General features: G+C 62.6%; 15 protein-coding genes and 1 tRNA gene. 5 read left to right on the forward strand and 11 right to left on the reverse strand.

Going from position 1 to position 14468, the window contains the following annotated elements:
* Positions 1 to 90: 90 nt before the first annotated feature.
* Complete coding sequence (locus V1278_RS02775) at positions 91 to 516, forward strand: Hsp20 family protein (protein WP_028347911.1); 426 nt, start codon at positions 91 to 93, stop codon at positions 514 to 516.
* A gap of 52 nt (positions 517 to 568) precedes the next feature.
* Positions 569 to 835 (forward strand): DUF1150 family protein, encoded by a 267-nt coding sequence (locus V1278_RS02780; protein ID WP_028347912.1) that lies wholly within the window; start codon positions 569 to 571, stop codon positions 833 to 835.
* A gap of 258 nt (positions 836 to 1093) precedes the next feature.
* Here the strand turns inward: V1278_RS02780 and V1278_RS02785 are convergent, their stop codons facing one another.
* The 10 genes from V1278_RS02785 to V1278_RS02830 all read right to left on the reverse strand — a co-directional run bounded on the left by V1278_RS02785 (position 1094) and on the right by V1278_RS02830 (position 10149).
* Positions 1094 to 2782, reverse strand: a complete 1689-nt coding sequence (locus tag V1278_RS02785) for a methyl-accepting chemotaxis protein (protein ID WP_334379635.1) — start codon at positions 2780 to 2782, stop codon at positions 1094 to 1096.
* A gap of 116 nt (positions 2783 to 2898) precedes the next feature.
* Positions 2899 to 3360, reverse strand: coding sequence for a PTS IIA-like nitrogen regulatory protein PtsN (ptsN, locus tag V1278_RS02790; protein ID WP_028347914.1), 462 nt, complete (start codon positions 3358 to 3360; stop codon positions 2899 to 2901).
* Between the two features lie 229 nt (positions 3361 to 3589).
* Entirely contained in the window at positions 3590 to 4192 is a 603-nt protein-coding gene (gene hpf, locus V1278_RS02795; RefSeq protein ID WP_334379636.1) for a ribosome hibernation-promoting factor, HPF/YfiA family, read from the reverse strand.
* 129 nt (positions 4193 to 4321) lie between these two features.
* Positions 4322 to 5971 (reverse strand): RNA polymerase factor sigma-54, encoded by a 1650-nt coding sequence (gene rpoN / locus V1278_RS02800; RefSeq protein ID WP_334379637.1) that lies wholly within the window; start codon positions 5969 to 5971, stop codon positions 4322 to 4324.
* 205 nt (positions 5972 to 6176) lie between these two features.
* The gene (gene lptB, locus V1278_RS02805) at positions 6177 to 7184 is read right to left on the reverse strand and encodes an LPS export ABC transporter ATP-binding protein (RefSeq protein ID WP_334365861.1); all 1008 of its coding nucleotides are present in this window, start codon (positions 7182 to 7184) and stop codon (positions 6177 to 6179) included.
* 194 nt (positions 7185 to 7378) lie between these two features.
* Positions 7379 to 8062: an LptA/OstA family protein gene (locus V1278_RS02810; RefSeq protein ID WP_334365860.1), complete on the reverse strand. Its 684-nt coding sequence runs from the start codon at positions 8060 to 8062 to the stop codon at positions 7379 to 7381.
* Positions 8059 to 8790 (reverse strand): LPS export ABC transporter periplasmic protein LptC, encoded by a 732-nt coding sequence (gene lptC / locus V1278_RS02815; RefSeq protein WP_334365859.1) that lies wholly within the window; start codon positions 8788 to 8790, stop codon positions 8059 to 8061. Before lptC ends, V1278_RS02810 begins: the two co-directional genes overlap by 4 nt.
* Before the next feature lie 130 nt (positions 8791 to 8920).
* Positions 8921 to 9535 (reverse strand): ribonuclease D, encoded by a 615-nt coding sequence (locus tag V1278_RS02820; protein WP_334365858.1) that lies wholly within the window; start codon positions 9533 to 9535, stop codon positions 8921 to 8923.
* Positions 9536 to 9575: 40 nt separating this feature from the next.
* Positions 9576 to 9767 carry a hypothetical protein gene (locus V1278_RS02825; RefSeq protein WP_334365856.1) on the reverse strand — a complete coding sequence of 64 codons (192 nt, stop codon included), beginning with the start codon at positions 9765 to 9767 and terminating at the stop codon, positions 9576 to 9578.
* 295 nt (positions 9768 to 10062) lie between these two features.
* Positions 10063 to 10149: transfer RNA gene (locus V1278_RS02830), tRNA-Leu, on the reverse strand.
* A 149-nt stretch (positions 10150 to 10298) separates the two neighbouring features.
* On the opposite strand from V1278_RS02830, the gene V1278_RS02835 reads away from it, so the two are divergent.
* Positions 10299 to 11279, forward strand: coding sequence for a complex I NDUFA9 subunit family protein (locus tag V1278_RS02835; RefSeq protein WP_334379639.1), 981 nt, complete (start codon positions 10299 to 10301; stop codon positions 11277 to 11279).
* 134 nt (positions 11280 to 11413) lie between these two features.
* Here the strand turns inward: V1278_RS02835 and V1278_RS02840 are convergent, their stop codons facing one another.
* Entirely contained in the window at positions 11414 to 12220 is an 807-nt protein-coding gene (locus V1278_RS02840) for an undecaprenyl-diphosphate phosphatase (protein WP_334365854.1), read from the reverse strand.
* A 291-nt stretch (positions 12221 to 12511) separates the two neighbouring features.
* Between V1278_RS02840 and V1278_RS02845 the strand changes: the two genes are divergently transcribed.
* Positions 12512 to 13204: a glutathione S-transferase family protein gene (locus V1278_RS02845; RefSeq protein WP_028347923.1), complete on the forward strand. Its 693-nt coding sequence runs from the start codon at positions 12512 to 12514 to the stop codon at positions 13202 to 13204.
* Positions 13153 to 14376: a tRNA epoxyqueuosine(34) reductase QueG gene (gene queG, locus V1278_RS02850; protein WP_334365852.1), complete on the forward strand. Its 1224-nt coding sequence runs from the start codon at positions 13153 to 13155 to the stop codon at positions 14374 to 14376. Before V1278_RS02845 ends, queG begins: the two co-directional genes overlap by 52 nt.
* Positions 14377 to 14468 lie beyond the last annotated feature (92 nt).

The raw sequence follows: 14468 nt of genomic DNA on the forward strand, positions 1-14468 counted from the left end.
ATATTCCCTTCTGACCGGACGGCAAGTCGGCCGGCCGGTTGAATGGGGCGCCGCAAGGGCCCCTCAAAGTCGCTTCGAGAGGACTTTGTGATGTCTCGTGTTCCTTCGTTATCAAGTCCGTTCCTGCTTGGGTTCGACGAAATCGAGCGTGCGCTCGATCGCGTTGTCAAAGGCGCCGACGGCTATCCTCCCTACAACATCGAGCGGTGTGACCGCGCCAACGGCCAACCCGAACGGTTGCGCATCACGCTGGCGGTGGCGGGTTTTACCCGTGACCAACTCGATGTGACCATTGAGGAAAACCAACTCGTGATCCGGGGCCGCCAGCAGGACGACAAGGCTCGGCAGTACATCCATCGCGGCATCGCCGCGCGCCACTTCCAGCGCACCTTCGTGCTGGCGGAGGGGATGCAGGTGCTGGGCGCGGATTTGAAAAACGGGCTGTTGTCGATTGACCTTGCCAGGCCGGAACCTGAAAGGGTCGTTAAGACAATCGCTATCAATGAGCACGAATAATAGTGGAACAAGGAGCGGACTCGACCGCTTAGTCTCCAGAGGAGTCGAGACCATGAGTGACGTGAGTGTGACCTTCGAATCCGAAAAGGTTTCCGTTGAGGCGCTGGCCCATCTTGGTGAAGGCCATATCGCCTACGTGAAACAAGTCCGTTCCGAGGACGTGCCGGGACTGTTTCCGCAGGCGCCGAAAATCGCGCCGGGGCTGAAACTGTTCGCGCTGCATGCCGCCGACGGCACCCCGATCATGCTGACCGACAGCCGGGAAGCTGCGATCGCCAACGCATGGAGCAACGAGCTTCAGGCCGTCAGCGTGCACTGACGCAGCTCTTGCTGCTGTCGCTGACGCAGCACCTGCTGCTGTCACTGACGAAGCTTCGCCGGCATCGACTGGTCTGATGCCGAGTGAATGCGAGAAGAGGGTTTCGGATACGCGGGCATCGCCCGCGTATCTTCGTCAATAGCAAATTCCAATCCGCTTTTATCATGATGCGATTTCGTAGAATCGCATCATGATCTCATCTCTTTGTTTGAGCATGATCTTTTCGGAAAACCGCTTCGCGCTTTACCGGATCATGCTCTAGGCCGCGCGGACGGTCGAGAGGAATTTCTCCACTTCGCCCTTGAGATGATTGCTCTGTCCCAGCAGCGAGCGGGCCAGACCGTGCACATGCGTCGATGCCGCGCCGGTATCGGTCGCGCCGCGGTTGACGTCGGTGATGCTGCCTGCGACCTGCGTGGCACCCTGCGCCGCCTGCTGCACGTTGCGCGAGATTTCCTGGGTTGTTGCACCCTGCTCTTCCACCGCTGCCGCGATTGCCTGCGAGATTTCCGCGATGCGGCCGATCGTGCCGCCGATTTCCTGGATCGCCGACACCGACTGATTGGTCGCCGATTGCATCTGGCCGATCTGCTCGCCGATTTCCTCGGTCGCTTTCGCGGTCTGCGCGGCAAGCGCCTTGACCTCGGAGGCGACGACGGCAAATCCACGTCCCGCCTCACCGGCGCGCGCCGCTTCGATCGTGGCGTTCAGCGCCAGCAAGTTGGTCTGCTCGGCGACCGCGCTGATCATCTTGACCACTTCGCCGATCCGGCTGGCGGACTGCGCGAGATCGGCAATCCGCGCATTGGTCTGCTGGACCTGGCTGACCGCCTCGCGGGATATCTTGTGCGAATCCTGGACCTGGCGGCCGATCTCCGACACCGACGAGGCCATCTCTTCCGCGGCCGCCGCGGCGGACTGCGCGTTGGCCGAGGATTGCTCCGATGCGGAGGCAACGGTTGCCGAGAGCATCTGGGTCACTTCGGCGGTCTTGGTTAGTTGTCCGGCAGATGATTCGAGTTCGGACGAGGCGGTCGATACGGTCTGAATGATCTTTCCAATCGCGGCATCGAAGCCGTCGGCCATCTGCTGCATCGCTGCCTTGCGTTCGCCTTCGGCCTTCGACTTCAGGCTTGCCTGCTCCTGTTCCATCGACTGAACGCGCAGCGCGTTGTCCTTGAACACCTGAACCGCGCGCGCCATGGCGCCGACTTCGTCGTCGCGGCTGAGGGCCGGGACCGAGACAGAGAGATCGCCGCCGGCAAGGCCTTTCATCACGTCGGTCATTTCGGCGATGGGGCGTATGACGCCGAATGCCACACCGAAAATGCCGGCGCCGATGACCAGAAACACCGCGGCCGAAACGCCCCACAGCACCCACGTGAACGTGCTGACGCGCCCCGTTGCCGCGACCTCCGTCGCCGCGTTCTGCTCGTTGGTCTGCTTGACAATGTCGTCGATGATGGCGCGGTGCGCGGTATAGCGTGCGGTGATCTCGGCATAGGATTTCGCCGCAGCCGTACCGTCGCCCTTGGCGAGCGCAGGTAACAGGCCATCCTGGATTGCGGTCCAGAAGCGGCGCACCTCGCTGTCGGACTTCTCGACCAACTTCGTCTTCAGCACCGGATCGAGATCGGATTTGGTCCAGAAATCGTGCCGCTCGTCATATTCCTTCTTGAGCTGCGCAATACGGTCGCGATGCGACGAAAGCTGCGCCGGATCGTGCAGCACGAGGGTGGCCTCGAGATAGGCCTCAATGACGTATTCCGGCGGAGGCAGGATGTCGGCGATCAGGTCGTTGCCGAGCTTGATCTGGCTATAGAGCGGACCTCCGACCTTGAGCTGCGACAGCGCATAAACGCTGGTGGCAATCACGGCACCGAGTCCTAAGGCGGTAACCAATCCGAAAATCAAAATTGCGCGCGAAATCGTCAGGCGCAGCGTCATGGCAATGTTCTCCGGGCCTAGTAAAAAATCCCAGCGCCCGAAATAAGCTGCTATTTAGCTTAAAATTGCGTTTATTCTGGCGTACTACCGCCAGGAAACCGTTCCGACGCGCGGAATTACGCTGCGCTCGCCGGCGGCAACGCCAGCACCGAATAGATCGCCTGGGCGTCGCGGGAGGCGCGCAGCTTCTTGGCGACGTCCTGGTCGCGTAACAGCCGGGCGATTCGGGCCAATGCCTTCAAATGATCGGCGCCGGCGCCTTCCGGGGCCAGCAGCAGGAAGATCAGGTCGACCGGCTGGCCGTCCATCGCCTCGAAATCGATCGGGCGTTCCAGCCTGGCGAACAGCCCGAACAGCTTTTCCAGTTTCGGCAGTTTGCCGTGAGGAATGGCGACGCCATAGCCCACCGCGGTGGTGCCCAGTTTCTCCCGCTGCAACAGCACCTCGAACACCGAGCGTTCGTTCTGGCCGGTCAGGGCGGAAGCGCGCGCGGCCAGCTCCTGCAGCGCCTGCTTCTTGCTGATGACCTTCAAAGCGGGGAGAATCGCCTCGGGTGCGACCAGATCGGTAATCGTCATGGGGCGTTCCGAGGTGAATTAAACCGTCAGGTTGCGAGATAGGTTCTAGAACCGGGGCGTCAAGAAGATGAGACGGGAGGCGGGGTTAAGCCCGGGTCCCGATTTGCACGGCTTCTACTCCAACGCAGGCACGGTGCCAACTCCCGAAGGGCCAGTTCCTGCGCCCTGCTTAAAGAGCGGCGGACCATAGGGAGGGCCAGTGGGGGCGTCAATGCCATGGGCATGATTCTCAGGGGGTAACCGAGGGAGGGTCGATCCAGCCGACATTGCCATCCGGCCGGCGGTAAATGATGTTCACCCGGCCGCTGGACCCGTGCTGAAACACGATGCAGGCGGCCCCAGTCAGATCGAGTTCCATGACCGCCTCGCTGACCGAAAGCCGCTTCAGCGACGTGGTCGCCTCCGCGATGATGACGGGGCTATAGGATGTGACCTCCTCGTCGCCTCCCGTCGGCGCCTCGAGCACATAGCTCGACGCATCGAGCACCGGAGTATCGATCTCGGCCAGCGCCGCGGAGGCCGCATAGGCCTTCCGGGCCGAGCGGTCCTTTAGCCGGCTCTTGTAGCGGCGCAGGCGCTTCTCGATCATCAAGAGCGCCTGGTCGGCGCTGGCATAGGCATCGGGAGCATTGGAATCGGCCTCCAGCGTAATCCCGGAGTCCAGGTGCAGCGCGCAATCGGTGCGGAAGCCGAAGCCATCCTTGCTCAGCGTAATGTGGCCGGAATAATTGCCGTCGAAATATTTTCTCAAGACCTCATCGGTGCGCTCGCTGACGCGCGAACGAAGCGCCTCGCCGACACTGATGCTTTTCCCGGAGATTCGAAGGGTCATTTGATGCCTCGCTTGATGCCTCGACTACTCTGGTGTTGCCGGAGCGTGGCCCATTCGGAAAGCCGGCGTCGCTTTCCGGGCCGCGCTCTGTCGGGGACCTGACACTATCGCGATCTGACGCGAACGCAATCAGGCCGGCGCCGCATCGCGGGACCGGTCGGAGGAAGTGGCGGGAGCGGAAAGGGCGTTACCGAGCATGCTCTGTTTGTCGCGGCGGCGCTGGACCGAAGAAGGAATGCGCATGGCTTCGCGGTACTTCGCGACCGTGCGGCGGGCAATATCAATGCCCGATTCGCGCAATCGTTCCACGATGGTATCGTCGGACAGGATCGCACTCGGCGCTTCCGCATCGATCAATTGCTTGATGTGGTGGCGGACCGCCTCCGCCGAATGCGCCTCGCCGCCGTCGGCCGAAGCAATCGAGGCGGTAAAGAAATATTTCAGCTCGAAACTGCCGCGATTGGTCGCCATGTATTTGTTGGCGGTGACCCGCGACACCGTGGATTCATGCATCTGGATCGCGTCCGCCACCGCTTTCAAATTCAGCGGTCGCAGATGCGCGACACCATGGGTGAAGAACCCATCCTGCTGGCGGACGATTTCGGTGGCGACCTTCAGGATGGTGCGGGCGCGCTGATCGAGTGCGCGCACCAGCCAGGTCGCGTTCTGCAGGCAGTCGCTGAAATAGGATTTGTCGCCGTCCTTGCGGATCGTCTTCGACAGCTCGGTGTAATAGACCTGATTGACCAGCACGCGCGGCAAGGTGTCGCTGTTGAGTTCGACATGCCATCCGCCGTCCGGGCCGGGCCGCACATAGACGTCGGGCACCATGGTCTGCGTGCGCGCCGAGCCGAACTTGAGGCCGGGCTTCGGATCGAGACGCCGGATCTCGCCGATCATGTCGGTGATGTCTTCGTCGTCGACGCCACACAGTTTGCGCAACGACGCAATGTCGCGCCTCGCCAGCAGATCGAGATTTTCCACCAGCGCCTGCATGGCCGGGTCGTAGCGATTGAGTTCGCGGAGCTGGATCGCGAGGCATTCGCTCAGGTTCCGCGCGCAGACGCCGGGCGGATCGAACGTCTGCAGCACCGCGAGCACCGCATCGACGTCCGCCTGCGAGGCGCCCAGCCGCTCGGCAGCCTGCCCCAGATCCGGCGGCAGATAGCCGGCATCGTCGACCAGGTCGATCAGGTACTGCCCGATCATGCGCTGCGCCGGCGCGCTGAAGGCGACCGCGAGCTGTTCGGCGAGGTGGCCGGATAGCGTCACCTCGGCGGCGACGAAGGCTTCCAGATTATATTCGTCGTCATTGGAGGCGCCTCCGCCCCACTCGGTGTAGGCGGTCGGCGCCGCGTCCTGTGCGGCGCGCGCGGCGGCTTCGGCGGGCTCTTCGGAAAAGACGTTGTCGAGCGGGGTGTCGAGCGTCTGCTCGATCTCGGTCCGGCTGCCGAGGTCGCGGTTCAGCCAGTCCTCCTGGCCGGGCTCGAAGGTCTCGCTCCCTGGGCCGGTGCCCATATCGGAGGCATCGCCGCCGCCATCCTCGCCATAGCTGCCGGAATCGGAGAATTCGGCGCGTTCGGGTACCGGCTCGCCTGCAACCGGCGGTTCGGGGCCGTCGCTGGCCCGGTCCAGCAGCGGATTGCGCTCCAATTCCTCCTCGACGAAAGCCGAGAGGTCGAGATTCGACAGTTGCAGCAGCTTGATCGCCTGCATCAATTGCGGCGTCATCACCAGCGACTGCGACTGCCGGAACTCTAATCTCTGCGTCAGCGCCATGAGGCCAAGAACCGATCCACCAAAAGTTGGTCCGATTCTTGCTTATATTAGTCCAACGCCCTTGTACACGCCTTGACGAATGCGAAAATTGGGCTATGGCGCGATCAGCGACCGCGGGAAGCCGAGCCGCTCCCGGGCGCGCCAGAAAATCCTGATTGAGCGCAATACCTTATGACCGAACCGCCGATATTTTTGCGGTCGTGCGCTATAGTCGGAATTCCTCACCAAGGTAAAGACGGCGTACATCCGGATCGTTGACGATCTCTTCCGGACTGCCCTCGGTCAGTATCTGACCGGCATAGACGATATAGGCGCGGTCGGTGAGGCCGAGCGTTTCGCGCACATTGTGGTCGGTGATCAGGACGCCGATGCCGCGGTTGGTGAGGTGGCGGACCAGGTCCTGAATGTCGCCGACCGCGATCGGATCGATGCCGGCAAAGGGCTCGTCGAGCAGCATGTAGTTCGGACGCGTCGCCAGCGCGCGCGCAATTTCGACGCGGCGGCGCTCGCCGCCGGAGAGCGCGATCGATGGCGATTTGCGCAAGCGCGTGATGTTGAATTCGTCGAGCAGCGAATTGAGTTCGGCCTCCCGCTTCTTGCGGTTGGGCTCGACGACTTCCAGCACGGCGCGAATATTCTGTTCGACGGTGAGGCCACGAAAGATCGAGGCTTCCTGCGGCAGATAGCCGATGCCGAGCCGCGCGCGCTGATACATCGGCAGCTTCGTCACGTCGTGACCGTCGAGTTCGATGGCGCCGCGATCCGCCTTGATCAGGCCGGTGATCATGTAGAACACGGTGGTCTTGCCGGCGCCGTTCGGGCCGAGCAGACCGACCGCCTCGCCGCGGCGAACATAGATGCTGACGCCGCGCACCACTTGCCGCGTGCCAAAACTCTTTTCCACGCTGTGCACAGCGAGAAAGCCGGGCCGCTTGATCAGGCGCGGCGCTTCGCCGCCATTGGCCTTGGCGCGAGGCGCCTGTGGCCGTGAACGCGCTCTCTCCTCGCGGGGTTCGACGTGGGGCTCGGGCTGCGGCAATTGCAGGCCGGGCAGCGAGGCCGAACGCGCCATTGGCGGCGCATCGCGCACCGGGCTCGCCAGCATGTCGCCGAAGGAATCGCCGAGCGCGGTGATGTCCTCGCGCGAACGCGCAAAGCCTACAGGGCCGCGTTTCGCGGGGCGTCGACGGAACATGCCGAATAAATCCACCATCCCGCTTCGCTTAAGCCTTTCACGGTGATTCCGCGACGCGCCCGCCGGCGAATCGCTTCGCTAGCGAACCATGAATGAATGGATGTCCCTGCCCAGCGAAACACCCCGCCGTGCGCCCTGCCTTGTAGATACAGGCTCGCGCTACCGGCTTCAACCGTGACCGGCCCAAATAATCTTTAAGACGCTGATCTGGCTTATTTTTTACCGGGGATCAGCGAGGGTATCTGGACCGGCGCGGGCTTCGACCCGCCCGATCCCGACCCGCAATTCTCTCCCTGGATGAACATGCCCTGCACCTTGCCGCTGTCGGATTCGACGCGCGACACGCCGGTCGTCATGTCGACCTTGAGGCGGTCGCCCTTGAGCACGTTCTTGCACTGGGTCAGCACGACCCCGCCCACCATGGTGATGAGGTTGGCCCGCGTGTCGAAAATCGCAGTCTCGCCGGTCACGACCTGGTCCTTCTGCGTGACCACGACGGAGCCCTTGGCTTCGAGCCGGCGGATAGACGAGCTGCCGCCAGGCCCGGGGCTCGCGGACTGCATCGACGCGGATTTCGATCCCTTGGGTGCAACGGGCGGCGCGTCCGATGCCGGACCGGAATCGTAAAACACCACCAGCGACTTCGAGGTCATGGTGGTATCGCCCTGCACGACCTTCACGTTTCCGGAAAAGGTCGCCTCCTTTTTCTTGTCGCGCATCTCGAGCGACGCCGCCTCGATTTGAATCGGCTGATCGCGGTTTTGCGAAAAACCCTGCATCGCATTCGGCACGCCCGACATGGCACCTTGCGCGAAGGCGCCATCGGAGGCGGTCAACGCGAGCACAAGAGCTGCCGCCGCAAACCTGCGCGAGAACAACTGCATCATAGATATCATTTCGTGTTGGCGGACTTGCCGCTGATGGACCGCGTCTTGGGCGCTGGCTGCGGCTCGGGCTCAGGCTCAGGCGTCGGAGGGCTTTCCATGATCAGGTTCATCACGACATTGCCTTCGAAGCGCACGATCTCGCCGCTGTTGATGATCCTGAGCCGATCGGCGATGAGCGTACCGTTCAGCAATTTCACGTCGACATGCTCGTCCGAGGTCACCGTTCCCTTGTTGATATCGACATAGGCCTGCGACAGTTTCGCCTCGTAGCCGGTGGAGGATTGCAGGAAGATGTCCTTTCGCAGGTCGAGCATCTGCTGCTTGCTGTCGAAAAACCCCGTGCGGGCATCCATCGTCACGGTGCTCTTGTCCTCCATCATGACCTTGGCCCGCAGCGTCTGGAGTTCGACGTGATCGGGGTTGGCCAGATCCTGGATCGCCGCCTTGGCCCACAATTCGTATGGGCGCTGGTCGGTGGAGAAGCCGGCAAGGTGCGGCGTTTCCATGGTGATCTTGGTGCCTGACACTACGAGATTGCCCATGTCGACCGGCAGCTTCGAGAGCCCCGTGATGCGGAACGGATTAAAGATCGAGATCACGACGATCCCGGCCATGGCCAGCAGCACGGCTGCCGGAACCGCGACCCGCAGCACCCGCACCATCCGGCTGTGACGGGCGGCCGCAGCGAAGCGCGCCTCCATTCCGGTGGCAAAGGCTGGGTTCTGTATCGAGTTCACCGCGGCTCCAAAGACGCCCAAGAGGGCGTCATCCTACCCGCAATCGCGGGATTATGCAGCCCGGACACTCGCGATGAGTGTGACCGAAACGGGGCGGAGGCGGGCAGCCAGGCGCTTCAAATGGTCCCGGTCACGAATGCGCGAAGATGTCCTCGGCCTCCCAGCCGCCGAGATCGAGTTTTGCCCGGGTCGGCAGGAAATCGAAACAGGCCTGCGCCATCGCCGTGCGTCCCTCGCGCGCCAGCATGGCATCGAGCCGCTCGCGAAGGCCATGCAGATGCAGCACGTCGGACGCGGCATAGGCGAGCTGCGCCTCGCTCAGACTCTCTGATCCCCAGTCGCTCGACTGCTGTTGTTTCGACAGATCGATGTTGAGCACCTCGCGCACCAGGTCCTTCAGGCCGTGGCGGTCGGTATAGGTGCGGCTCAGCCGCGAGGCGATCTTGGTGCAATAGATCGGCTGCGGCATCACGCCGAAGGTGTTGTAGAGCACGGCGACATCGAAGCGAGCGAAGTGGAAGATCTTCGTGATGGCGGGATTGGCGAGCAGCGCCTTCAGGTTCGGCGCGTCGGTGTGGCCCTTCGGGATCTGAATGACATCAGCGCTGCCATCGCCATTCGACATCTGCACCACGCAGAGCCGGTCACGATGCGGATTGAGCCCCATGGTCTCGGTATCGATCGCCACCGAATCCTTGTAGCGGGACAGATCGGGCAGGTCGCCGCGATGCAGGCGGATTGTCATGAAGGGAAGCCTCGTGTCTTCAGTCGATTCGGCGGAAACACTAGCGCCCGAAACCGCCGGAGGCGAGCGGTTGGGCATGGCTTATAGGACGGGAATTGCGGAGTTCGCCGTGATTTTGTCCGCCAGTCAGGCCATCGCCCGCTTCGCGCAAGACGACGAGCCCGCTGCCGGAAGGCAGGGCCGGCTTCCGCTCTTTGGACAGCTTGCGCGGCAGCCTGACGGTCCCTGTCATGGGTATTCTCCAGCGGCAATTATACGCTCGCCCGGACTGCAGCATATCCCTTGTCTTAAAAACAAACGTACAGTTCCATTTAGCCATGGAAGCCGGCTCGCTGGCAACCGGTCGGGTGGGGAAACGGGGCTGTTTCGCTGCGCTGCCGAATCCGCAGGATGCTGCTCCTGTCGGCGATCAGATCAAATAGGACGGCTATGGCCCATGTTCGGGCGCGTCCGGCCGGCGCCTCGCCAGCCGCTCACATGACTTGGGCATGGGCAATACTTGGGAGGCAATACTTGGGCAAGGGCAATGGTGCCCAGGAAAGGACTCGAACCTTCACGGCCGTGAAGCCACTGGCACCTGAAGCCAGCGCGTCTACCAATTCCGCCACCTGGGCCCGGGCGGGTTAGTAAGGATCAGTCACGCGCTTGTCAAATCGCTTCAATGCCATCCGAAATCCGCTGTACAGCGGGCCCACGTTGGCGTATCGCGAATCCGCTAAATCCCACCGATATCTTCGAATTTGACCGGCAGGAATTGACCCCGATGACGTCGCACGCGGCAGCGAACCTGGAAACGCTCATCACGGTATTTGGCGGATCGGGCTTTCTGGGGCGAAACGTGGTCCGGGCGCTGGCCAAGCGCGGCTATCGGATTCGGGTAGCGGTGCGGCGGCCCGAACTGGCCGGGCACCTGCAACCGCTCGGCCGCGTTGGCCAGATCCACCCCGTGCAGGCCAATCTGCGCTACCCGGCTTCGGTGGAGGCGGTGATGCGCGGTTCCGAAACCGTGGTCAACCTGGTCGGCACCCTGGCCGAGAGCGGCGCGCAGACCTTCGACGCGGTGCAGACCAAAGGCGCCGAAACCATCGCCAAGGCCGCCGCCGCCATCGGCGCGCAGATGGTGCATGTATCGGCGATCGGCGCCGACGAGAACTCGCCCTCGGCCTATTTCCGCTCCAAGGCTTTAGGCGAGAAGGCCGTGCTGGCGGCGGCGCCATCGGCCACGATCCTGCGGCCGTCGCTGCTGTTCGGGCCCGAGGATCAGTTCACCAACCGCTTTGCGTCGCTTGCCCGGATATCGCCGTTCCTGCCGCTGATCGGCGGCGGCGAGACGCGGGTGCAGCCGGCCTATGTCGCCGACGTCGCCAACGCGGTCGCCGACGCCGCTGAGGACAAGACCAAGCCGGGCGCGACCTACGAGCTCGGCGGGCCTGACGTGCTGACCATGCGCGAGATCATGGAAATCATCCTCAAGATCACCGACCGCAAGCGCATGCTGATTTCGCTGCCGTGGGGACTGGCGAGGCTAAAGTCGCAGTTCCTGCAATTCGCGCCGGGTCCGTTGAAGCTGACGCCGGACCAGGTGGCGATGCTGCAAGTCGACAATGTCGTGTCGGACGAAGCGAAGGCGGCTGGCCTGACGCTGCAGGGGCTCGGCATTACGCCGGAAGCGATGGAAGCGATCGCCCCGCAATATCTCTGGCGCTTCCGCGCCGCCGGGCAGTTTCAAAGGAAGAGCGCGTAGGTTTTCGTCGTCCCTGCGAACGCAGGGACCCATAACCACAGGTGTCTGTGGTTATGCTGAGCTGGAGCTCCCGCGCATTTCAACAATCGAGATTTGTGGTCATGGGTCCCCGCGTTCGCGGGGACGACAGAGACCTACCTCCCCAGCGCCAGTGCGATCAGGCCGAGCGCGCCGATGGCGACGCGCCACCACGCAAAGAACGTGAATCCGTGGCGGGTGACGTAGGTGAGGAACGTCTTCACCACGATCGCCGCGGTGATGAACGAGACCACGAAGCCGACCGCGATGATGCCGATGTGATCGGTCGTCATCTCGGCGCGGTTCTTGTAGAAATCATAGGCGAACGCGCCGATCATGGTCGGGATCGCGAGAAAGAACGAAAACTCCGCGGCCGATCGCTTGTCACCGCCGAGCAGCATCGCCGCCACGATGCTGGCGCCGGAGCGCGACACGCCGGGAATCATCGCTACGCATTGCGCAATGCCGATCCACAGATACATCAGCAGCGGATAGCGCGTGGCATCGTGCTGCGTCGGCTTGAGATAGAGTTGATCGACCCACAACAGAATTGCACCGCCGACGATCAGGGTGAAGCACACCACCCATGGATTAAAGAGAAACTCCTTGATGTACTTGCCGGCAACCAGGCCGATGACCACCGCAGGCAGAAACGCCAGCAATACGCCGATCACGAAACGCCGGTCGTCGGGGTTGGTGAACATGCCAAGCGCGACGCGCGACAATTTGACGAAATAGAGCATGACGATGGCGAGGATCGCGCCGAGCTGAATCAACACGACAAAGCTCTGCCAGAACGCGCCCTCGCCAAGCCCGAAGAATCGTTGCGCGACCAGCATATGGCCGGTCGACGAAACCGGCAGGAATTCCGTGACGCCCTCGATGATGCCGAGAACCACCGCCTTCACTACATCCGACATCATGATGGGGGTCCGTTTTGTCTGGAAAAACCGCGTCCTTCTCGCCTATTCATCCCCATGCCGCAATCGCAAAAAAATACGCCAAAGACAGTTGCCTCTTGCGCCGGCTTGGCTATAGCGTTTTCGGGCGAACTGAATCCCGGTTCGCGCAAACAAAACGCGTCAAAACAAAGGCTAGAGCCTATTCCGTTCTGATTTCAGGCAGAACCGAATAGGCTCTAGTGTTGCGATTCGCATGACGCGGCTCGACCGCTCGGGTTCCTTGAGCGTCGCCGCGAATTGTTCAAGGATTTCATGTACACGCTCTATCATCATCCGTTCTGTCCGCATTCGCGCTTCATTCGCCTGGTGCTGGGCGAACACGGCCTCGACCTGCGCCTGGTGGAAGAGCGAGCCTGGGAGCGGCGTGAAGGGTTTCTCGTGCTCAATCCCGCGGGCACCACGCCGGTGCTGATGGCTGACGGTTTTCCGCCGATTCCCGGCGCAGGCGTCATCGCCGAATATCTCGACGAGACGCACGGCCTGGAGGCCGGCGAGCGGCGGCTGTTGCCGGCGTCGATGGCGGAGCGCGTCGAGGTGCGCCGGCTGATGGCGTGGTTCAACGAAAAATTCTTCGAGGAGGCCTCGAACCCGCTGGTAACCGAGCGCATCTATAAGCGTTTCATGAGCGAGGAGAATGGCGGCGGCGCGCCGGCGGCCGATGTGATCCGCGCAGCCAAGGCCAATGTGCGCTATCATCTGGCCTATATCGGCTGGCTGGCGCAGACGCGGAACTTCCTCGCCGGCGACCGGCTGAGCTACGCGGATCTCGCCGCCGCGGCGCACCTTTCGGCGATCGATTATCTGGGCGATGTGCCATGGAGCGAGGACGAAGCGGCAAAGATGTGGTACGCGCGGGTGAAATCCCGCCCGTCGTTCCGCCCGCTCTTGAGCGAGTGGCTGGCGGGCGTGCCGGCGTCACGCACCTACGTGGACCTCGACTTCTGAACCAGGCCGTCAAGCTCTCCGCCAGCGATCTAAAGTCCGCGCTCATGCGCGAAGCCGCGACGCTCGGTTTCGATTGCATCGGCGTCACCGATCCCGGCGCGCTCGGCAATGCCGGAAAGTACTTCCGCGAGTTCCTCGATGCCGGCGCGCATGGCGACATGGACTGGCTCGCCGCTCAGCCCGAGCGGCGGATGGATCCGTGCGTGCTATGGCCGGGCGTGCGGTCGATCATCATGCTCGGCTTCAATTACGGACCCGATGACAATCCGCTCGCGCTCCTCGAAAAGCGCACACGCGGCGCAATCTCCGCCTATGCCCAGGGCGACGACTATCACGACGTGATCAAGAAGCGGCTGAAGACGCTGGCGCGGTGGCTGGTCGCGGCATCGGGCGAGGAAGTGAAAGTGTTCATCGATACCGCAGCGGTGATGGAAAAGCCGCTGGCGCAGGCGGCAGGGCTAGGCTGGCAAGGCAAGCACACCAATCTGGTCTCGCGCGAGTTCGGCTCATGGCTGTTTCTCGGCGCGATCTTCACCGCCGCCGAGCTGCCGCGCGACACTGCCGACACCGACCATTGCGGAACCTGCAACGCCTGCCAGGAGATCTGCCCGACTGCTGCGTTCCCCGCACCTTACAAGCTCGATGCCAGGCGCTGCATTTCCTACCTGACGATCGAGAACAAGGGCCCGATCCCGCACGAATTTCGCAAGAGCATCGGCAACCGCATCTATGGCTGCGACGATTGCCTCGCCGTGTGCCCGTGGAACAAATTCGCGCAAAAAGGCCGAGAAACCAAACTCGCCGCGCGCGCGGAATTGCGCGCGCCTTCGCTAGGGGAGTTGGCGCGGCTCGATGACGTCGCATTTCGCGCTCTGTTTTCGAAATCGCCGGTCAAGCGCATCGGCCGTGACCGGTTTGTCCGCAACGTGCTGATCGCGATCGGCAATGCCGGGGATGCGGCGCTGGCGGTTGAAGCAGAGCGATTGCTTGACGATGCAAGCCCGCTCGTGCGTGGCGCAGCGGTCTGGGCGCTGTCGCAATTGATGGAGCAGGAGAGATTCGACGCGCTGGCTGCGAGGGCGATAAGCGCTGAGGCTGACATAAATGTGCGCGAAGAGTGGCGCCTAACCCTGGCGCAACGCAAGCCGGTGGCGAACGTGCCGCCGCCGTAGATCTCACCCGTCATTGCGAGGAGCGAAGCGACGAAGCAATCCATCGTCCCGCATACGCCGAACTATGGATTGCTTCGCTTCGCTCGCAATGA

This window comes from Bradyrhizobium sp. AZCC 1577 (assembly GCF_036924575.1).
Taxonomy (GTDB): Bacteria; Pseudomonadota; Alphaproteobacteria; order Rhizobiales; family Xanthobacteraceae; genus Bradyrhizobium.

Excerpts from the sequence above, each read along its gene's own strand:
- V1278_RS02840 (WP_334365854.1), bottom strand. The coding sequence starts at position 12,220 with ATGATGTCGGATGTAGTGAAGGCGGTGGTTCTCGGCATCATCGAGGGC.
- V1278_RS02845 (WP_028347923.1), top strand. The coding sequence starts at position 12,512 with ATGTACACGCTCTATCATCATCCGTTCTGTCCGCATTCGCGCTTCATT.
- lptB (WP_334365861.1), bottom strand. The coding sequence starts at position 7,184 with ATGGTGGATTTATTCGGCATGTTCCGTCGACGCCCCGCGAAACGCGGC.
- rpoN (WP_334379637.1), bottom strand. The coding sequence starts at position 5,971 with ATGGCGCTGACGCAGAGATTAGAGTTCCGGCAGTCGCAGTCGCTGGTG.
- V1278_RS02835 (WP_334379639.1), top strand. The coding sequence starts at position 10,299 with ATGACGTCGCACGCGGCAGCGAACCTGGAAACGCTCATCACGGTATTT.
- ptsN (WP_028347914.1), bottom strand. The coding sequence starts at position 3,360 with ATGACGATTACCGATCTGGTCGCACCCGAGGCGATTCTCCCCGCTTTG.
- V1278_RS02785 (WP_334379635.1), bottom strand. The coding sequence starts at position 2,782 with ATGACGCTGCGCCTGACGATTTCGCGCGCAATTTTGATTTTCGGATTG.
- V1278_RS02820 (WP_334365858.1), bottom strand. The coding sequence starts at position 9,535 with ATGACAATCCGCCTGCATCGCGGCGACCTGCCCGATCTGTCCCGCTAC.
- V1278_RS02810 (WP_334365860.1), bottom strand. The coding sequence starts at position 8,062 with ATGATATCTATGATGCAGTTGTTCTCGCGCAGGTTTGCGGCGGCAGCT.
- V1278_RS02825 (WP_334365856.1), bottom strand. The coding sequence starts at position 9,767 with ATGACAGGGACCGTCAGGCTGCCGCGCAAGCTGTCCAAAGAGCGGAAG.
- V1278_RS02780 (WP_028347912.1), top strand. The coding sequence starts at position 569 with ATGAGTGACGTGAGTGTGACCTTCGAATCCGAAAAGGTTTCCGTTGAG.
- hpf (WP_334379636.1), bottom strand. The coding sequence starts at position 4,192 with ATGACCCTTCGAATCTCCGGGAAAAGCATCAGTGTCGGCGAGGCGCTT.
- V1278_RS02775 (WP_028347911.1), top strand. The coding sequence starts at position 91 with ATGTCTCGTGTTCCTTCGTTATCAAGTCCGTTCCTGCTTGGGTTCGAC.